Genomic DNA, 18763 nt, shown 5'->3' on the forward strand with positions numbered 1-18763 from the left:
AGCTTCACAAAGGCACGAGAAAAAAGCAAGCACGCTTGCTTGTTAATTCGTAACCTTACGTTCGCTTACCGTCTCTACGGTCAAAAACGTGAAAACGTCGAGACTTGTGGCCGTCGCCGTTACCCTCGCCGTCATGGCTGTCGGCTGCTCCACCACGGACCCGTCTGCTGCAGACCCGACCCCCGACGAACCGTCGAGCATCCGGGTGGCGACGTTCAACGCCAGTCTCAATCGGTCCGCGGCCGGACAGTTGGTCACCGACCTGAGCGCAGAGAACGCCCAGGCTCGCGCAGTGGCCGACGTGATCTCCGCGAACTCTCCGGATGTGTTGCTGGTCAACGAGTTCGACTATTCGGGGTCCGATGGCCCGACCCTCTTCAACGAGAACTACCTCGACGGGCAGTACCCGTTCTTCTTCACTGCTCCGGTGAACACCGGCGTCGACTCGGGACTCGACCTGGACGGGGACGGCGCACTCGGTGGCCCCGGTGACGCCTGGGGATTCGGACAGTTTCCCGGCCAGTACGGCATGGTGGTGTACTCGAAGTTCCCGATCGACACCGGTTCGGTACGCACGTTCCAGAACTTTCTGTGGAAGGACATGCCGGACTCGCTGTTACCGCGCGACTATTACGGAGAGAACGCGGACGCGCTTCGACTGTCCAGCAAGTCTCATTGGGACGTGCCCGTCGACGTGAACGGGAAGACGCTGCACGTGTTGGCCTCGCATCCCACTCCCCCGTCCTTCGACGGACCCGAGGACCGTAACGGTAAGCGCAATCACGACGAGATCCGGTTGAGCGCCGATTACATTTCCGGTGCCGACTACCTCTACGACGACAACGGCGTGCGAGGCGGACTCGACGAGGGAGCGTCGTTCGTGATGATGGGCGACCAGAACAGCGATCCGGTCGACGGCGACTCCGTGGCCGGTGCCATCGCACAGGTTCTGGATCTTCCGCGGGTTCGAGATCCGGCACCCACGTCCGATGGACATGGAACGGACACAGCCGATTTCGCTGATCCGACGCCGGGTGACCTTCGGGTGGACTACGTGCTGCCGTCGGACGATCTGACCGTGCGCGACTCGCAGGTGTATTGGCCCGATCAGGCCGAGCACCCGTCGGACCACAGACTGGTGTGGGTAGACCTCGAAATATGATGCGTGAGTGACCGATCTGCCGATTGTCGAGTTCGCCTACCCGGGCCCACTACGGGACACGCTGGTTGCGGCCGTGCTGTCCGGAGCGAAGACCAGCACGGCAAGCCTGTTGGCTCAGTACACCGACGAGGAGCTGCCGAGGGTCGGTGAACGCGGTGCGGTGGTGAATTCGACGGGTGCCGTGGTCGGGGTCATCGAGACCACGGCCGTCGATGTCGTTGCGCTGAGCGATGTTCCGCTGCAGCATGCGCTCGACGAGGGTGAGGGTTACACCGATGTGGCGCAGTGGCGTGCCGGACACGAACGATTCTGGCAGTCCGTCGAAGTCCGCGAGGAGCTGGGCAATCCGAATTTCACGGTGAACGACGACACTCAGGTGGTGCTGGAGCGATTCGAGCGGGCATGAAGGTCTGCCTGTGCCGCTGTCACCACAGCCTGAAGACCGCGGGCCTGTGGACTCCGGTCATCCTTGCTGATGGCGTCGAATTCTGGGTCTCCAATGCCGGCACCACTGCCGTCACCGTGCCTGCAACAACGCAGCTCGCCGATTGCGGCCACCTACCGACCGTCTACCGCAGACCCCAAGGCGCGGAACAGCAGGTAGATTCATCGACCTCGAACTCGAGCCGGGCTAGGAAGGTAGCGCGTCAGACCCGATCCGCGTAGACGACGATGTTGTCCTCGTAACTGGCGACATCCGAATCGAATTGGCCACCGCATGTGATCAGACGCAACCCTGGGTGGTCGAGATCGCCGTACACCTTCTGGGTGGGGAAAGCATCCTTCGGATACTGCTCCACAGCGCTGACGACGAACCGGACCGTACTTCCATCCTCGGCAGTGACGGACACATCGTCTCCCTGCTCCAGTTCGCGGAGTCGGTAGAAGACACCTGGACTACCGGCCCAATCCACGTGGCCGGCAACGATGGACGGTCCCAGCTGACCGGGGACCGGCGATCCGGTGTACCAGCCTGCGGGAAAACCGCCCGGCGGGACTTCCATTGCTCCATCGGGATTCAACCCGAGGTCCATCACATCGGAATCGACACCGATCGCGTCGATCTCGATACGTTCGGGCGGAGACGCAACATCCTCGGCCGAACCACCGCCCTGGGCAGGGATCGAATTGGGTTGAGCAACAACGTCAGCCGATGTCGCCGCTGACGTTCGAGTCGGAGCGGGTTCATCGACGGGTGTCGCACACCCCGACACGAGGGCCACCACCATCAGGCAGGCTGCTGCCGCAGCCCGCACTGCAACCCGGTGACGGGTCACAGTGCGGGAAACTTCTGCAGCAGTATCGATCTCAGTGGTCACGTGTTACTCAGCGTCGACGACGGCTGAGCGCCAAGGCGGAGACCCCGCCTGCAGCGAGTACCAACAGCACAGCCCACATCGACGTCATCGACGCCGCGCTCGGCCGCACGCTGGTGCTGCCATCGCCCGTTTCGACTCCACCGTTGGGAATCTGTGTGATCTGGCCACCGGGGTTGTATGTACCCGGCTGATCGGGAGTGCGCGGCTGATCCGGAGTGCGCGGCTGGTCCGGGGTGTTGGGCTGGTCCGGAGTCCGAGGCTGGTCCGGGGTGTTCGGCTGATCGGGAGTGCGCGGCTGGTCCGGAGTGTTCGGCTGATCCGGCGTGTTCGGGTTGTCCGGCACGTTCGGGATACCCGGAATCGGCGGAAGCGTGATGCCGGGGATCGGCGGCAGACCCGGGATCGGGGGTACTTCGATGACGATCGGCGGCGTACCGCCACCACCGCCGTCACCCGGTGTACCTGGCGTTCCGCCACCATCACCCGGCGTACCGCCGCCGCCACCCGGGGCGGTCGTCGTTGTCGTGGGTGCCGGTGTCGTTGTCGTAGGCGCCGGCGGTGTGGTCGTCGTGACCGGAGGCGTCGTGGTCGTGACCGGAGGGTTCGTGGTTGTGACCGGCGGTTCGGTGATCCCACACTCTGCGTTGCTGATCGTGTTCGAGTCGAGGGTGACTGCGCCGGTCAAAGCCAGGAGTCGTCCCCGCACATCGGCATCCGTCGTCGCGGTGATCGACGCCTGCGCCATGACCGTGCCGACGAAATCGGTGCCGGTGCCGAGAGTGGCCGAGCTTCCCACCTGCCAGAACACGTTGCACGGGCTGGCCCCGTTGATCAGTGAGACACTGCTGTTCGAGCCCGTGATGAGAGTGGATCCGGCTTGGAAGATGAAGACCGCAGCGGAATTGCCTTGCGCATCGAGCGTCAGAGGCAGAGATCCGGTCAGTCCGAGTGTGTCGCCCTTGTACAGACCGGCATACCGAGTGGTGCCGCCCAGCTCGACGGGGACCAATTCAGGACCCGACCTGTTGGCAGCGTCGGTGTATGCAACCTGCAGAGCAGCTTTCGCATTCAATGCTCGTTCGTTCTTGTCATCGATCACGCCGTTGGTAATTTGGCCCTGCAGCAGTCCGCTGACGCTCGAAGGATTCCCGTCACCAGGGCTCACACCCACGGAGCCGTTGATCACAGATCCACCCGCATCGGTCACGGTGGAGCCGGCAAGAATTGCGTACGGATCTGCGGCACCGAGACCGACGGTGGGGACGACGACAGCAGGTGATTGAGCGTCGGCCGAAGAGGCGTTGACCAGCATGAGCGCGCTGGTTGCCAGTGCGACGGTACCGACGAGGGGAATCAACGCCGAGCCCTTGCGTCGGGATGTGGACGGCGCAGGACGGTGTTGCGGAGAGTACATGGTGTGTACCGATCTGCTCGAGGAGATGCGTGCGAGGCTTGTTGCCGCACAACGCGTTATGAATATCGATTCCCCCGACGAGATTCGACAGAATTTAAGATGTCACGCGACGGTCGACGATGGTCACTGGAATTCACCAGGGGCGTCGAGGTCTCGCGGAATCCGTAGATCGGTGGCGTCGCCGGCTGGCTGTTCAACTGCGCGACATGAGTAGAGGGGGCGCGGAGGCTCGTGGCCCACTCCGCAACAGCGAGTTTCCCCGTATCTCTACGGTGTAGAACTACAGCACACCATGTGTAAGGTCTGGGGTCAAGCGAAAAGCGTTGGTGAACAATAAGATTGTTTGTCGACCGAAAGCCGATCGGCGTGCCGCTTACTCGAATACCGACATCGGCGGAGCAATGTGATGACCCCCTCGGATCGCAGTAGCCACAACTCTAGGGACAGAATCGACCACGAATTCGTCGTGTCGGCCGCCCTCGCCATCATCGACGACACCGGACTCGACAGCCTGACCATCCGCAGCCTGGCTGTCTCGATCGATCGCGACCCCATGACCGTGTACCGGTACGTCGCCACCAAGGAAGCACTACTCGACGCCGTTGCCGATTCGATTCTCGGAGACCTCGTGTCGGTGGACGGATCGGACACCGATTGGCGACGTCAGCTGACGATCTTCGGCCGGCACTATCGCGAACTCGCCTTGGCACACCCGCGCGCGGCCGTTTTGCTGGCGACTCGGCCCCGGTCCACTCCGCTGGGCCTGGGCACCACCAGGTCCCTGATGTCACTCGAAGGCATATTGAGCCTGTTTGCCACCGCGGGATTTACTGTCCCCGAGGCGCTCTCGGCCTACCGGTTGCTGATGTCGATGCTCCGCGGTCACGTGCTCAGTGAAACGCAGGAGACGACGGACAACCCGGACGAGACCGTCGACAGACTCAGCCTCGCGTTGCGCAGACTCCCGATCGAGGACTTCCCGATCATGTCCGTACTGCCGCCACTCATCACCGCATACGACGGTGCCCGCGAGCTCGATCGCGGATTGAAGGCCCTGTTCGACGGCCTGCGTCACACACCGTGACCACGGATCAGGCTCGGCGAATGGGCGCGAACGTCTGCACTGCATCCCGGGTGAAAAAGTCCAGCAATATCGCATTGGACAACGCGGGCTTCTCGACCAACACACCATGCGAGGTACCCGGGACAATTGCCAGCTCGGCGACCGGCATACCTCGGTAGAACTCGGCAGCATGCTCGATGCTCACCTCGTCGTCGTCACCGATCATCACCAGAGTGCGCACCGACAACGCGGCGAGATCGCTCGCAGTAAGTGTGGGATCTGCACTGTGCATATCGTCGAGCCGGCGTACGAAATCGCTACGGTCGGCGTCGCCGAGTCCGGACTGCCCGCCGCCCCAACCATCGCGATGAAAGACACTCGCGACGCAGGCGAGACGATCCACCAGATCCGGGCGTTGCAGTGCGACCAGTAGCGCTACGACACCGCCGTCGCTGCACCCGGCCAACCGCGTCCGTCGCCCGACGACCTGCTCGATGAACGCAATGGTGTCGTCGACCATGTCCGAGAACGTCAACTCGGAGGAGAGACCAGGCCCGGAAACATCCGGGGTGCGGCCATGCCCTCGACGTTCGGGGGTGAGCACCCGAAACGCCGAGGACAGCCCGGCGACAGTGACATCCAGCGCTCGCGCATCAGCGCCCCCAGGATGGAGAAGGGCCAGCGGTTCCCCGTCGCCCACCTCGGCGTACCAGGTGTCCACCGAGCCGAGCCGAACCCAGTTCTCCGAATTCACGCCATCAATGTAGACCCGTGCCCACGTCGTTCGCTCGCTCTTCGTCGCGCTCCTGCTGAGCTGCCGCCAGACCCGACATCGTGCGCAGCGGCACCTCCTCGAGGAAGAGCACCAGGACGAATCCGAGGAGCATCAGGATCGACACGGCCAGGAACACGTAGTCCATCGCGTCGGAGAAGCCGATGCGGAACGGCTCGGCGAGCGCGGGATCGAGCTTCTGGATGAACGAACTGTCCTGCAAGGCACTACCGGCAACGGATGCATCACCCGAGGCGATGGCCTTCGCGAACCCCGACTCCAACGGATCGGCACTGGTGGCCGCGCTCTGCACGGCCTGCTGGAACGCGGGCGTCGAACTCGCGGCGACCAACGCATCGCCGGTCTTGGGCGTCAGCTGCGTGAACAGCATCGACAGGAACACCGCCACGCCGACTGTCGCACCGATCTGACGGAAAAAGGTTGCCGCCGAGGTGGAGACGCCCATGTCCTTGGGCGGCATCGCATTCTGGATGGCCAACGTGAGCGGCTGCATCATCGAACCGAGACCGAGACCGAACACACCCATCACGACCATCGTCTGCCACAACGGAGTGTCGGCGTGCACGTAGTGGAACGTGAACATGGCGATCGCCATCAGCGCAGTGCCGACGATCGGAAAGATCTTGTATCGCCCCGTCTTCGAGATGATCGAACCCGACACGATGGACGCGATCATCAAAGCGCCGACGAGCGGCAAGGTCTGATAACCGGCGAGAGTCGGCGAGGAACCCTTGACCACCTGCAGGTACTGCGGCAGCAACGAGATGCCGCCGAACATGGCTGCGCCTGCGATGACACTGACGGCAATACACAACGAGAACAACGGGTTTCGGAAGAACCGCATGGGGATCAAGGCGTCGTCGCCCATCTTGATCTCGGCGAGAACGAATGCGATGACGCCCACGATGCCGATCCCGAAGCACAGCAGTGCCCGCGGCGAACTCCATCCCCAGACGCGGCCCTGCTCGGCGATGATCAGCAGCGGCACGAGCCCGACGCTGAGAAGCACTGCGCCCCACCAGTCGACGCGGGCCTCGCGGCGGTAGACCGGCAGGTTCAGCACCCGCCAGACGACGACGAGCGCGATGATGCCCAGCGGAACGTTGATGTAGAAGACCCAGCGCCAGCCGGTGATGCCGAGAATGGACGACTGCCCGGCCAGCAGACCGCCGATGACCGGCCCGAGCACACTGGACGTACCGAACACCGCCAGGAAGTAACCCTGATACTTGGCGCGCTCACGCGGGGGCACGATGTCGCCGATGATCGCCAACGCCATCGACATCAAGCCACCTGCACCCAACCCCTGGACGGCCCGGAAAGCTGCAAGCTCGTACATCGATGTCGCGATGCCGCACAGCATGGACCCGACGACGAAGATCGAGATGGCCGTCATGAAGAACGGCTTGCGCCCGTAGAGATCGGAGAGTTTGCCGTACAACGGAGTCGAGACAGTGGACGTGATCAGATATGCCGTTGTCACCCAGGCGAGAACGGAGAACCCGTTCAGGTCGTCGGCGATGGTACGTACCGACGTGGACACGATCGTCTGGTCGAGAGCCGCCAGGAACATACCCATCATCAGACCCGACAGAATGGTCATGATCTCGCGGTGCGAGTACTCGCCACTCACGGGAGTCACTTCACGCTCGGCGGTCACTTCAGGCTCGCTTACCATCTCTTTGTTGCACCTTTACGTAACGTTTGCTTGTGTCCTACAACAATATTCGGACCACCAGCATGCTCGTAGAAAGCCGACTAAGCAAAGGTTTATTTGCGGCGCATCCGGTCTCGGACCTCACGCATCGTGTGCGGGTGGATGCCGTCGGCCGCGAGCACCTTGCGCGTCTTGCGCCGCGTCGCCAGCACCCCGATGATCGCGATGATCCACACGGGAAACTGCACCAGCATCGCGACCCGGAAACTGTCGAAGTCGTAACCGCCCATGGCGTCGAGAATCCACCCGATCGCCGCGATGACCAACAGCGATGCCAGGAAGCCGCCGATGTTGACCATCCCCTGAGCCGTCCCCAGATTGGCACTCGGATTGAACGTGCGGGCGAGGTCGAATCCGATCACCGACCCGGGCCCACCCACGGAAATCACCACGACGAGCAGAACGAGCAGCCACAGCGGCGCAGGTCCGGGCAGCGACAGCACGATGGCCCACATCGTGGCGTTGCTGACCATGATCGCCAGCACCAGCCAGGACCGACGCATCGGGTAGCGCCCGGTGAGCAAACCGAGCACGATGCCCGACGCCACCGCCGACAGCACCGACAACGTCAGCAGCGCTCCGGCCGTCGACGCCGACAATCCCTGAGCGGTGGTCATGTACGGCACACCCCACAACAGGGCAAACGTGGTGATCGAGAACTGGGTCCCCATGTGCGAGAAGAATCCGAGCCGGGTCCCCGGTCGTCGCCACACCTCGCCGATGGAGTCCAGCGTCTGCCGCAACGACGTCGGCTCCGGTTCCGGAGCAGTGCTGTCGTCGGGACGATCTCGAATCAGAGCGAGTGAGAGGACGAGTGCGAGCAAACCCAGTGCCGCCGCGCTACCGAAAGCGAACGTCCACCCCGGCCCGTTCAACAGAATCAGAAACGGCACGGCCGAGAGCACCTGCCCGAGCTGACCCAGCAGCCCGGTCAACTGGGACACGATCGGCACCCGCCGCGGCGAGAACCAACGCGGCACCAGACGCAGGACCGAGATGAACGTCAGCGCGTCGCCGATGCCCACGAATGCACGTGCCGCCACCGCGACCGGCAGCGATTCGGTGAGCGCCAACGTGATCTGCGCCGACGCCATGACCAGCGCACCGGCAGCAATCATCTTGCGCGAACCGATCCGATCCAGCAGCACTCCGGCCGGAATCTGCATCGCCGCGTACACGACCACCTGCAGCACCACGAACGAGGACAGCAGAGACGGGGAGATCGAGAACCGGTCCGCAGCGCTCAGCCCTGCGACCCCGAAGGCCGTCCGATGCAGCACCCCGATGACATACGCGAAGACGCCGATGCCCCACACCACCCATACGGTTCTCCCCGTACTCACCGTCTTCCCAATGCTCACGGGGCAATTGTGTCAACCACGCTGTGGAATGATCGGACCCGGTAGTTCGTAGAGCAGGAAAGCGAGTGACGTCATGGCCAAGCAAGTGCTGGTGCTCAACGGTCCGAACCTGAACATGCTCGGCACCCGCCAGCCCGAGGTGTACGGCAGCGCCACCCTCGTCGACGTCGTCGCCCTGTGCGAGAAAACCGCTGCCACACACGGACTCGACGTGAAAGCAGAGCAGTCCAACCACGAGGGACAGTTGATCGACTGGATCCACGAGGCACGCGGGGTGGCGTCGGGCATCGTCATCAACCCCGGCGGACTGACCCACACGTCGGTGGCACTGCGTGACGCACTCGTCATCCCCGAGGTCCCGATCATCGAGGTGCACATCTCCAACGTGCACGCCCGCGAGGAGTTCCGGCACCACTCCTACGTCTCTCCGATCGCCAGCGGAGTCATCGCCGGACTCGGCATCGACGGATACCGATTCGCAATCGAACGACTCGCTGCTCTTATTTGATACTGCTCTTATCTGATACTGCACTTCTTCGACACAGCTCTCATCTGACACTCAGGTTGTCCTGCATAAACTGGTCGCCGTGAACACCAGCAACAAGGCATCGAGAGACGGCAGAGCGTCCAAGGACATCCGGGCAATGCAGAACGGCGACAAGAATCGTCGAACGTTGATCCAGATCGTCGTCGCAGTCGTTCTCATCGCGCTCGTGGCAGCCATTGCTCTGTTCATCGTCAACAAGGATTCGACGTCGGGTGAGGCATCTCCCGACGCCAGTTCCACATCGGGCCCGCAGCTGACGCCCACGTCGCTCACCGCGAACGGTGCCATTCGTTTCGGCAACCCCGATGCCACCACTGTCGTCAGCGTCGTCGAGGACTTCCAGTGCCCGGCCTGCAAGGCATTCGAGTCGGTCAGCGGATCGACTCTGCAGCAGCTGGCCGACGCAGGCAACGTCGCCGTCGATTACCGTCCCATCTCCATTCTCGATCGCTTCTCGAACGGCACGATGTACTCCACCCGTGCTGCGAGTGCGTCGATCTGCGTCGCCGAGAACGATCGGGACAGTTGGATGAACTGGCACAACTCGATGTTCGCCGAGCAGCCCGCCGAGAACGGCAACGGTCTGCCCGACGACAAGCTCGTCGAGATCGCTGCCGCAGCCGGTGCCGACTCCCCCGCCACCGCGTCGTGCATCACCGACGGCAGTTACACGGACTGGGTCACCACCCAGACGCAGACCGTCATCGGCGAGGGCATCAACGGAACGCCGAGCGTCCGTGTCAACGGCACCGACGTCGCCACCCCGACACCCGAGAACATCCTCGCTGCCGCCGCGGCAGCCGGAAACTGAGCAGCAACCGGTAACCGAACATGAGAACTCGCGCCGGCGCTGCAGTCTTCACACTCTTCAGCGCACTGGGGCTCCTCGCCGCACTGACCCTGACGATCGAACGATTCAAGCTCCTCGAAGACGCGTCCTATGTTCCGTCGTGCAGCCTGAATCCGGTCCTCTCGTGCGGGTCGGTGATGGTCACGAAGCAAGCCGCGCTGTTCGGATTTCCCAATCCAATACTCGGAATCGTGGCGTTCTCCGTCGCCCTCGTCGCCGGTATCCTGTGGCTCGGCCGCGTCGAACTCCCGCACTGGTTCTGGCTCGGACTCAGTGCCGGTCTGCTGCTCGGCGAAGTGTTCGTGCACTGGCTGATCTTCGAGAGCCTCTACGAGATCGGTGCCCTGTGCCCGTACTGCATGGTGGTGTGGGCGGTGACGATGCCACTGTTCGTACTGGCTCTGAGCCGACTGATCAGTACCGGCTCGAACACCACCGGAACGATCGGCCGTCTTCTTCTGGAGTGGCGGTGGACGCTACTTGCCGTGTGGTACGCAATCGTCGTCGCGCTCATCGGAATCCGGTTCTCGGACTACTGGGCCTCGTTGCTCTGACAGTTTCGCAAAACTCATGAGTCGATCGGCTGCACCGTGCATGATGGTTGCAGCACCCGGGTGAGTCTGATCACAGCTCCTGGCTCGGGGAAGAACGATCGAGTAACAGGAGTCGAAGCATGGCAGGCGATCCCTTCGCAGTCATCGTTGCCGTCATCGTGTCTGCCGCAGGCGCAGTCGCCGGAACGGACGCCCCAGCTCCACTGCAGAATCAGGCGGTGAAGGATCAGGCAGCCGCGGTCGCTGCCGCTGCCGAGGACCAGGGCAAAACGATGTCCGACCAATGGGCAGACCTGATGGGCACCATGCCCGAACCCGCCGCTGACGTCGCAGACCGGACCCTGAACGACGCCGCCGAGGGACTGCACACCGCCGTCGAACCGATGCTTCCGGACATGCCCACGGTTGCCGAGATCGAGACGCCGGAAGCGCCCACAGCAGTGACGCCCACAGCAGCCTCGCCCGCAGTGGGAATGGCTGCGGGTCTCACACCGGCGGCGATCACGCCGAGCGCCCCGCTACCCTTCAGTGTTTTTTCGTCGAATGCGGCATCCAGCGCCGTCGCCGGGCTCGCCACCGGTGCCCTGCAATTCGCCGGCCGGACGTACACCGCCGCCGACATCGCGACCCAGACGGCGTTCATGGCGTCGGCCGAAGCTATTCGGCGAGCACTGTTCCCCGGTCTACCCATCACGTTCACCGGCATCAATGTCGGTCCTATCGGTTTGGGCGCGGTGGGAGCGATCACCGCGTTCGTTCCGTGGTTGCAGAAGGCAGGCAACATCTGCGGCGGCGTCAAAGCCACAACGATTGCCGCGCTCTATGCCGCAGAGAACGGATTTCGATACGGTCCGACAGCTCCGGTATCGAGCACCGGCGCACAGGGACCCGGCCAGTTCATGCCGGGAACCTGGGCAACCTACGGCAAGGACTACGACGGCAACGGCGTGGTCGACGTCAACAGCATCGGCGACTCGGTCATGGCGTCGGGAACGATGCTGTGCGACATCTACGGACAGGTCGACGGCTGGAAGCGCGACGGCAAGGTCTCGGGCGACACAACGGACCTGACCCTCGCCGGATACAACGCCGGAGCGGGTGCAGTGTTGCGCTCGGGCGGAATGCCCTCGGGGTCAGTTGATTACGAGACTCAGACCAAGCCCTACGTAGCGCGCATCCGGGCCACCGAGGCCCAGTTCGCGGCCATCCTCACTCCGTTCGCCGGGCTCGACCTCACCGGAATGGGCGGGCGGGCAGTGCAATTGGCGATGGATTACCTAGGCCTGCCGTACGTGTGGGGCGGCGGAAACATCAACGGACCGTCCGGCGGCGGATTCGACTGCTCGGGCCTGACGTCCTACGCACTGTTCAAGGCCTCGGGCGGAAAGGTCACCCTGCCGCGTACGTCGGAGACGCAGTGGAACGTGGGCACCGAGGTGCCGATGGCCCTCGCCCAGCCCGGCGATCTACTGTTCGGCAACTGGGGCGCGGCGGGCCCGGGACACGTGGCGATCTACATGGGCAACGGGCAGATGGTGCATGCGCCCACCACCGGTGACGTGGTGCGGGTGGCACCGGTGTTCGACGGGATGCGAGCCCGCCACATCCTCTGACGGGTATCACGTGGGTCCACCCGCGTACAGTGCGGACGTGACCAATGCACGCGTGGAACCGGCCGGCTTCGACGACGAACTGGCACCCGAGCCGCCGCCCGGTGAAGGCTTCGAGACGAGCTGGCCAGTACGTACCGGCGACATCGACCCCAACAACCGACTGCGGTTCGACGGTGTCGCGCGCTACCTCCAGGACATCGGCACCGACAATCTCGACGCCACCCCTCTGGGTAAGACCGACCCGATGTGGATCGTGCGACGCACCGTCATCGACGTCTTCGAGCCCATCCACTTTCCCGACCGCGTGCGCCTGCGGCGCTGGTGTTCCTCGATGTCGACGCGCTGGTCCAACATGCGGGTGGCGGTGACGACCCCCAAGGGCGGTCGCATCGAGACCGAGGGCTTCTGGATCAACATCAGCAAGGACACCGGCATGCCGACGCGCATCAGCGACGGGGCACTGGAGATGCTGGCCAAGACCACCGATCAGCACCGCTTGCGCTGGAAGGCGTGGCTGACCGAACCGGTACCGTCGCAATCCCAGAACGATATCGAATTCCCCCTGCGCGCAACCGATATCGACCCCTTCAATCACCTCAACAACGCGGCGTACTGGCACGCGGTCGAAGAACTGCTCGTGGACTTGCCGCACCTGGCCGCAGCGCCCCACCGCGCCGTCATCGAATACCTCACGCCGGTACTGGCGAACGAACGCGTGACGCTGCGTCACCGCTACGAGGGTGGAGCGCTGACCGTCTGGTTCGTCGTCACCGGAGCCTCGGGCGAACCGACGGTCCGGACCGTCGCCAAGGTTGCACCCAAGGCCTGACGATCGAGCTTGCCGCGCGGGGTACGCGGCAAACCGTCGACGATCGCGATGACGACGGGCAGACTCGGGTCGGGGAGCAACGAACGCAGGTGCCGCCGTATCTGCGCCACCGTCGGTGAATCAGTCTGTGCTACAACCACTCCGGCGACCGGTATCTCTCCTGCTCGGTCATCGGGCAGGGCCAGAACTCCGGCATCGAGAACACCGGGGACCGACAACAGCGCCGCCTCGATCGGGGGCAACTCGACCGTGAGGCCGGCTCGAACGATCGTCTCGCTGCCGCGGCCGAGCAAGGTCAGCTGGCCCTGGTCGACGCTGCCGCGATCACCGACCGTCATCCACCCGTCGACCGGTCCGTCCGTCAGGGTGGTGTGCTCACCCACCCGACTCAGATAGCCGTCGAACAGCATGTCGCTGCGCACGTGCAGCAGTTCTCCCCTGGTCTCCACCTCGACGCCGTCGAACAACGCTCCCTCGATCTCCACCCCCTCGATCCCTGCGCCCTCGGACGTTCGACGGTCGTAGGAGACGAAGCTCAATTCCGACGCGCCGTAGAAGTGGGTCATGGTCGCGTTCGGTAGCACCGTGGCAAGTGCCGCCCGACCCGACTGCGGCCATCGCGCCGCAGACGACAGCACCTCGCGGACGCTGGGGTACTGCACGTGCGACCGCGCGATGTCCCAGGCGATAGTCGGTACCGAATATAGATGTGTCGGAGCATCTTCGAGAGCAGCAGCCGCCGAGCGCAGGTCCACCGTCGCGCCGCGAGTAAGCCCGTGCAACGCACCGTAGAGAAAGTGCGTGTGATCGAGAGTTCCCGATGCAGACACTCTGTCGCCCGGACCGAGATCGAACAGAGAATCGGAACGGTCGAGCGTGGCCGCCCAGGACGCCTGATCACGAACGAACAATTTCGGTGGGCCGGTGGTTCCGGAGGTGATGCCCACGAGCAGTTCGGCGCTGCCTGCCGGCGGATCGACGCGCGCAACACGGTCGCCGGCGAGCTGCTCGGGTGCCAGCACCGCGTCGGCACCCCACCTGTGCAATCGTGCGTGCTGACGCGGATGCGCCACGATGAGCGACGGTGCAGTGACCGACATCGCGTCGACGAATTCGCCGGGTAGCAGATGCCGATGCAGCAGAACGACACTCACGCCGGCATGCATCGCGGCCGCGACGACGACCAGCGAGTCGATGTCCGACGTCGGCAACACCGCGATGCGACGCATCCCGGCCATCGACCCGGCCGCACGTTCCACCCGACGCCACAGATCCCGGTACGTGATCCGACCGGTCGCGTCGACGATCGCGATGTCTGCCCGGTCGCAATGCTGCGCTATCCGCGCGGTGAGAAGATCACTCGTCATCTGCACCGTCGTCATCCACACCGTCGTCGTCCACACCGTCGTCGTCCACACCGCGCGCCACCAGAGCGTCGCCCATCGCATCGGCGGTACGGAGCGCACGCACCAACACCGGTGTGGCCAGGGCCGTCATCGACCACTGCAGGCCGCGGGCCTTCCGGGCCTGCGACACTTCCTGCACGATCGACGCCAACAACGGTATGCAGCGAATGGCAAGGGCGAGAAGCAAACCGATTCGATCCGGGTCGACGCCGAAACGGCGGACGGGACCGAGTGCTCGGGTGACGGTATCGAGCATGTCGGTGATCCGGGTGGTCAGCGTGACCAATGCGGCCAACGCGACGGAGACGATCAGCACTCCGCAGACCACCACTGCGCGTTGCCAGGTGGTGATGATCACCTGGAACACCCCGATGATCAGCAGCATCCACAGCACCGGACGTAGTTGCGCCAGCGCTACTTTCGCAGGGATGCGGGCGACCGCGAACAGTACTGCGACCATCACGGCAACCACGCCGACCTCGAGCGGTGTGCGTGCGAGAATCACCGTCGCCAGAATGGCAACGATCAGCGCCAGCAGTTTCGATCCCGGACTCATCCGATGCAGCAACGAATCACCGGGGCGGTAAAGACCGATCATCCGATCAACTCGCGGTAGGCCGGGACCGCGGCAGCCGGGGTGCCGTCGAATGCAATTCGCCCGTCGTCGATGACGATGACGCGCTCGAAACCGTCCAGCAATGCCAGCTGATGAGTCACGACGATGACCTGCTGGTCCATCGAATTCAAGGCGTCTGCGACGACGCGGCCGTTACGCAGATCGAGCAACGTCGTCGGCTCGTCCGCGACGATCACCTCCGGCCGCCGGATGAGGACGGCCCCGATGGCGAGCAACTGCTTCTGTCCACCGGACAGCAGATGAGCAGGGTGGTCGCGGTGCCGATCGAGTCGAAACCGGACGAGCATCTCGTCGACACGCTCGGCCACCTCGGTCTTACTGAGCCCGGACCTCCGCAGCGAGAACGCGAGATCCTCTGCGACGGTGGGCATGACGATCTGAGAGTCGGGATCGGTGAACACGAAGCCGACCTTCTTGCGTACCTGCGCGCCCTTCTTGGCCGCGTCGATTCCGTCGACCGTGACCCGGCCGGTATCGGGCTTGATCAATCCGTTGATCATGCGGGCAAGCGTGGATTTTCCCGATCCATTGGACCCGATGATGCCGATGCGGCGTTCGTCGAATTCGAGATCGATGCCGCGCAACACCTGCCGCTCGCCGAATGCGTGAGAGATGTTCTCGAAGGCGACCGTACTCATGACACTCTCTCCACCAGCATTGCTATTCCCTGCCCGCCGCCGATAGCGCAGGCCGCCAGCCCCAGCGCAGGGCCTCCGGGCTGCAGCATACGAGAGAGCAACCGCACCAACAATATTGCGCCCGACGCTCCCCACGGATGCCCCATTGCGATGGCACCACCGTCCGGGCAGATGCGGTCCTCGTCGATGCCGAGCTCGTCTGCGACGGCAAGCACGACCGACGCGAAGGCCTCGGTGATCTCGACTGTTTCGATGTCGCTCAGCGCCACCCCGGTGCGGGCGAGCAGTTTGTCGATCGCGGGTACCGGTCCGAGCCCGGGAAGGGCAGGATCGGACCCGGCAACAGCGCTGCCGAGAATGCGCAGCGCCGGCATGCCTGCGGCTCGCTCGAGGCTGGTGACCGCCAGAACGGCTGCGCCGTCGGAGATTCCACACGAATTACCGGCGGTCACGGTCCCGTCCGTGCTGAACGTGGGGCGCAACCTGCTCAGGCGCTGCGCCGTCATGTTGGGCCGAATGCGCTCGTCGGTAGCCATGTTGTTCACAGCCACGATTTCCGCGGAGAAGTCGTACGCTGCCGCTCGGGCGAAAGACCGTGCGGCATAGGCATCCTGGCGTTCGCGACCGATCCCACGACGCCGCGCGAGATCATCCGCCGCTACACCCATGTCCGGGTCGTCGAACCCGTCGGGCGCGAACGGCGCTCGAGTGTAGCGGACCGGCTCCGCGTCGCCGACGGGCGGCCAGAACCGCCACGGGCTGGTACTCGCAGATTCGACTCCCCCGGCCAGAATCATTGTCTCCTCGCCGCTCCGGATGCGCGACGCGGCCTGGGCCAACGCGTCCAACCCGGATCCACACTGGCGATCGACGGTGACCCCGGGGACAGCGAACCCGAGCCCGGCACCCAACGCCGCCACTCGGGCGACGTCACCGCCTGGGCCGAGGCAGTTGCCGAGAATCACGTCGTCGATCGGAACACCGAGCGGATCGATCTCTGCAGCAACAGCTTCCAGAACCGGTACCGCCAAGTGAGGTGCCGTGACATCGGCGAACCCATGCCCTGCGATACCGATGGCGGTCCGTTTACCCACGACAACAACGGGTGTGGGCGTCACGCCAGTGCTCCTCGTGCGATTTTTCCGCTGGCGGTGCGGGGCAACTGCTGTACCACCGTCCACCGCCTCGGTAGTGCCTCTTTGGTCATGATCGCTCGGGCATCGGCGCGCACCACGTCCAGATCGCGTGAACCGTCGAGTTCGAGGACGGCAGAGACGGTTTCGCCGAGAACGGAGTGCGGGGTCCCGATTGCCGCGGCGGCGAGGACGCCGTCGATCGAGACCAGTATTCGCTCGACGTCCTCGGCGATCACGGTGGTGCCGCCGACGTTGATCGCCGCATCTCCGCGCCCGTGGACGACGAGTTCCCGGCCACGCACGTCGGCCAGGTCGCCGACGGCGAACCAATCACGTGCACTCGAGGCTGCGTAGGGGGACCGCACGAACAGGTAACCGTCGTCGGTGCGCACCTCGACGTCGCGAAGCAGCGCCAGTGACGGCTGCTCACCCACCACCCTCGCTGCGATCAAGGACAACTCGGCGGCCCCATAATATTCGACCAGTCTCACACTGTCCGGAACAGACCGAGCTGCAACGGAGTCCAGCATCGTTCCAGCAACGACCGCGATCCGAAGGTGCGGCATCTGCGGGGCGACGTCCCGCAACACAGCGGGGACCGCATGTACCACCGTGGCTCGCGCACGGTGGTCGGTGACACAGGCACCGAGCCACAGCGCATGAAGCGCCGCGAACAGATGCATCGTGGCGTGCAGGGGTCCGGTGATCGCTACCGAATCCGTGGGACGAATGCCGGTGATGTCGGTGAACTCGGCGAAGCTGTCGACCCACGACGCCGCGGTCCGCGCGAGCGGCTTGGGCCTGCCGGTGGAACCGGAGGTCGCAATCAGAAGGAAGGCGTCGGGGTCGGGGTCGCCGCTGCGTTCGGGCCTGGCGGCCGGGTCCTCGACTCGCACCGCGCACCCCTGCCTAGCCGCCGCGACAACACAGACCAACGCGTCCGGCAGATCCAGTGCTGATGCGTCGTGTGATTGGGCGTCGTGAGATTGGGCGTGTGCCGGGAGGTGAGGCCACTGCTCGACGGCGGCGTCGAGTTCGGCGTAGGTGAGACTGCGACCGCGCCAGACGATGGCGGTATCCTGGTCTCGACCTCCCAGCGAAAAAGTCACCTCTTGATCAGTCCCGGGTAAGCGCGGTGCACGCTCTTGGCGACGACCGTGGCGACGACGACCTTCGCGATGTCGCCGGGCAGGAACGGTCCGTTCGTGGTGATCGCGGCCCAGAGCCCGACGTCGGTGCGGAGCAGCAATCCGACGGTGCCGAAGATATAGATGACGAGGATTCCGCCGACGGCGTTGATCAGCAGTCCGAGCACGATCGAGTACTTCGGCAGGATGCGGGCGGTGAGCCAACCGATGATCAGCGCTGCCGGAATCCAGCCGATCAGGTATCCGACGGTGGGGCCGGCCATCGCCGCGAGGCCGGTGCGTCCGCCCGCCAACAGCGGTAGGCCGATCATTGTCAGGGCGAGGAACACGAGTACTGCGGCCGTGCCCTTGCGTGGTCCCAGAACTGCGCCGGCCAGGATGATGCCGAGGGTCTGCAGGGTGATCGGGACTCCGGAGAAGCCCACCGTGATCGATCCCGGTAGTCCGAGCGCGGCGATGAGCGCCGCGAACACCGCGATCTGCGCCATGTCGCGGGCGGAGACGTTCATTCGACCGACCTTACGGCTCGGCGGGCGAGTACTGCTGTCGATACCTGACACGGTGGCTCCTCGAGGA

At 64.3% G+C, this 18763-nt stretch carries 19 protein-coding genes; 8 read left to right on the top strand and 11 right to left on the bottom strand.

Annotation, left to right across the window (positions count from 1 at the left end):
* The first annotated feature begins 88 nt into the window (after nt 1-88).
* Both CH266_RS07460 and CH266_RS07465 read left to right on the top strand, forming a co-directional pair.
* Nucleotides 89-1162 carry an endonuclease/exonuclease/phosphatase family protein gene (locus CH266_RS07460; protein ID WP_094715046.1) on the top strand — a complete coding sequence of 358 codons (1074 nt, stop codon included), beginning with the start codon at nt 89-91 and terminating at the stop codon, nt 1160-1162.
* Between the two features lie 7 nt (nt 1163-1169).
* The gene (locus CH266_RS07465; protein ID WP_094715047.1) at nt 1170-1568 is read left to right on the top strand and encodes an ASCH domain-containing protein; all 399 of its coding nucleotides are present in this window, start codon (nt 1170-1172) and stop codon (nt 1566-1568) included.
* 241 nt (nt 1569-1809) lie between these two features.
* Here CH266_RS07465 and CH266_RS07470 read toward each other — a convergent pair whose 3' ends face one another.
* Together CH266_RS07470 and CH266_RS26010 are read right to left on the bottom strand one after the other, a co-directional pair.
* Nucleotides 1810-2481 (bottom strand): class F sortase, encoded by a 672-nt coding sequence (locus CH266_RS07470; RefSeq protein WP_052053106.1) that lies wholly within the window; start codon nt 2479-2481, stop codon nt 1810-1812.
* A 7-nt stretch (nt 2482-2488) separates the two neighbouring features.
* Complete coding sequence (locus CH266_RS26010; protein ID WP_094715048.1) at nt 2489-3895, bottom strand: ice-binding family protein; 1407 nt, start codon at nt 3893-3895, stop codon at nt 2489-2491.
* A gap of 466 nt (nt 3896-4361) precedes the next feature.
* On the opposite strand from CH266_RS26010, the gene CH266_RS07480 reads away from it, so the two are divergent.
* Nucleotides 4362-4979 carry a TetR/AcrR family transcriptional regulator C-terminal domain-containing protein gene (locus CH266_RS07480; protein ID WP_230593364.1) on the top strand — a complete coding sequence of 206 codons (618 nt, stop codon included), beginning with the start codon at nt 4362-4364 and terminating at the stop codon, nt 4977-4979.
* A gap of 7 nt (nt 4980-4986) precedes the next feature.
* On the opposite strand, the gene CH266_RS07485 is transcribed toward CH266_RS07480, so the two are convergent.
* From CH266_RS07485 to CH266_RS07495, 3 genes are all read right to left on the bottom strand, one after another.
* Complete coding sequence (locus CH266_RS07485; RefSeq protein ID WP_094715049.1) at nt 4987-5712, bottom strand: alpha/beta fold hydrolase; 726 nt, start codon at nt 5710-5712, stop codon at nt 4987-4989.
* Between the two features lie 4 nt (nt 5713-5716).
* Nucleotides 5717-7429, bottom strand: coding sequence for an MDR family MFS transporter (locus CH266_RS07490; RefSeq protein WP_094715050.1), 1713 nt, complete (start codon nt 7427-7429; stop codon nt 5717-5719).
* Between the two features lie 92 nt (nt 7430-7521).
* A complete protein-coding gene (locus CH266_RS07495) occupies nt 7522-8829 on the bottom strand; it encodes an MFS transporter (protein WP_441347040.1) in 1308 nt (435 codons plus the stop codon).
* A gap of 73 nt (nt 8830-8902) precedes the next feature.
* Here CH266_RS07495 and aroQ point away from each other — a divergent pair, with 73 nt between their 5' ends.
* The 5 genes from aroQ to CH266_RS07520 all read left to right on the top strand — a co-directional run bounded on the left by aroQ (nt 8903) and on the right by CH266_RS07520 (nt 13222).
* Nucleotides 8903-9337, top strand: coding sequence for a type II 3-dehydroquinate dehydratase (aroQ, locus tag CH266_RS07500; protein WP_032381310.1), 435 nt, complete (start codon nt 8903-8905; stop codon nt 9335-9337).
* Between the two features lie 79 nt (nt 9338-9416).
* A complete protein-coding gene (locus CH266_RS07505; protein WP_027498181.1) occupies nt 9417-10187 on the top strand; it encodes a DsbA family protein in 771 nt (256 codons plus the stop codon).
* Nucleotides 10188-10207: 20 nt separating this feature from the next.
* Nucleotides 10208-10780 carry a vitamin K epoxide reductase family protein gene (locus tag CH266_RS07510; RefSeq protein WP_094715051.1) on the top strand — a complete coding sequence of 191 codons (573 nt, stop codon included), beginning with the start codon at nt 10208-10210 and terminating at the stop codon, nt 10778-10780.
* Nucleotides 10781-10899: 119 nt separating this feature from the next.
* Entirely contained in the window at nt 10900-12393 is a 1494-nt protein-coding gene (locus tag CH266_RS07515; protein WP_094652092.1) for a C40 family peptidase, read from the top strand.
* Between the two features lie 37 nt (nt 12394-12430).
* On the top strand, nt 12431-13222 hold the full coding sequence (locus tag CH266_RS07520; RefSeq protein ID WP_255175864.1) for an acyl-[acyl-carrier-protein] thioesterase: 792 nt from the start codon (nt 12431-12433) through the stop codon (nt 13220-13222).
* On the opposite strand, the gene CH266_RS07525 is transcribed toward CH266_RS07520, so the two are convergent.
* From CH266_RS07525 to CH266_RS07550, 6 genes are read right to left on the bottom strand one after another with little or no spacing between them, the layout of a single operon-like run.
* Nucleotides 13126-14688: an AMP-binding protein gene (locus CH266_RS07525; RefSeq protein ID WP_255175865.1), complete on the bottom strand. Its 1563-nt coding sequence runs from the start codon at nt 14686-14688 to the stop codon at nt 13126-13128. The genes CH266_RS07520 and CH266_RS07525 overlap by 97 nt on opposite strands.
* Entirely contained in the window at nt 14579-15226 is a 648-nt protein-coding gene (locus CH266_RS07530; RefSeq protein WP_094715052.1) for an energy-coupling factor transporter transmembrane component T family protein, read from the bottom strand. The genes CH266_RS07525 and CH266_RS07530 overlap by 110 nt, the downstream gene beginning before the upstream one ends.
* On the bottom strand, nt 15223-15903 hold the full coding sequence (locus CH266_RS07535) for an energy-coupling factor ABC transporter ATP-binding protein (protein WP_027498187.1): 681 nt from the start codon (nt 15901-15903) through the stop codon (nt 15223-15225). Before CH266_RS07535 ends, CH266_RS07530 begins: the two co-directional genes overlap by 4 nt.
* Complete coding sequence (locus tag CH266_RS07540; protein ID WP_094715053.1) at nt 15900-17021, bottom strand: thiolase family protein; 1122 nt, start codon at nt 17019-17021, stop codon at nt 15900-15902. The genes CH266_RS07535 and CH266_RS07540 overlap by 4 nt, the downstream gene beginning before the upstream one ends.
* A complete protein-coding gene (locus CH266_RS07545) occupies nt 17018-18148 on the bottom strand; it encodes an AMP-binding protein (protein WP_052067169.1) in 1131 nt (376 codons plus the stop codon). Before CH266_RS07545 ends, CH266_RS07540 begins: the two co-directional genes overlap by 4 nt.
* Entirely contained in the window at nt 18145-18696 is a 552-nt protein-coding gene (locus CH266_RS07550) for a biotin transporter BioY (RefSeq protein ID WP_371828893.1), read from the bottom strand. Before CH266_RS07550 ends, CH266_RS07545 begins: the two co-directional genes overlap by 4 nt.
* Nucleotides 18697-18763: the final 67 nt, after the last annotated feature.

This window comes from Rhodococcus sp. 06-1474-1B (assembly GCF_002258885.1).
Lineage (GTDB): Bacteria > Actinomycetota > Actinomycetes > Mycobacteriales > Mycobacteriaceae > Rhodococcoides > Rhodococcoides fascians.

What these genes read in the sequence shown, in the direction of transcription:
- CH266_RS26010 (WP_094715048.1), bottom strand. Translation starts at nt 3,895, where the DNA reads ATGTACTCTCCGCAACACCGTCCTGCGCCGTCCACATCCCGACGCAAG.
- CH266_RS07490 (WP_094715050.1), bottom strand. Translation starts at nt 7,429, where the DNA reads ATGGTAAGCGAGCCTGAAGTGACCGCCGAGCGTGAAGTGACTCCCGTG.
- aroQ (WP_032381310.1), top strand. Translation starts at nt 8,903, where the DNA reads ATGGCCAAGCAAGTGCTGGTGCTCAACGGTCCGAACCTGAACATGCTC.
- CH266_RS07510 (WP_094715051.1), top strand. Translation starts at nt 10,208, where the DNA reads ATGAGAACTCGCGCCGGCGCTGCAGTCTTCACACTCTTCAGCGCACTG.
- CH266_RS07515 (WP_094652092.1), top strand. Translation starts at nt 10,900, where the DNA reads ATGGCAGGCGATCCCTTCGCAGTCATCGTTGCCGTCATCGTGTCTGCC.
- CH266_RS07530 (WP_094715052.1), bottom strand. Translation starts at nt 15,226, where the DNA reads ATGATCGGTCTTTACCGCCCCGGTGATTCGTTGCTGCATCGGATGAGT.
- CH266_RS07535 (WP_027498187.1), bottom strand. Translation starts at nt 15,903, where the DNA reads ATGAGTACGGTCGCCTTCGAGAACATCTCTCACGCATTCGGCGAGCGG.
- CH266_RS07550 (WP_371828893.1), bottom strand. Translation starts at nt 18,696, where the DNA reads ATGAACGTCTCCGCCCGCGACATGGCGCAGATCGCGGTGTTCGCGGCG.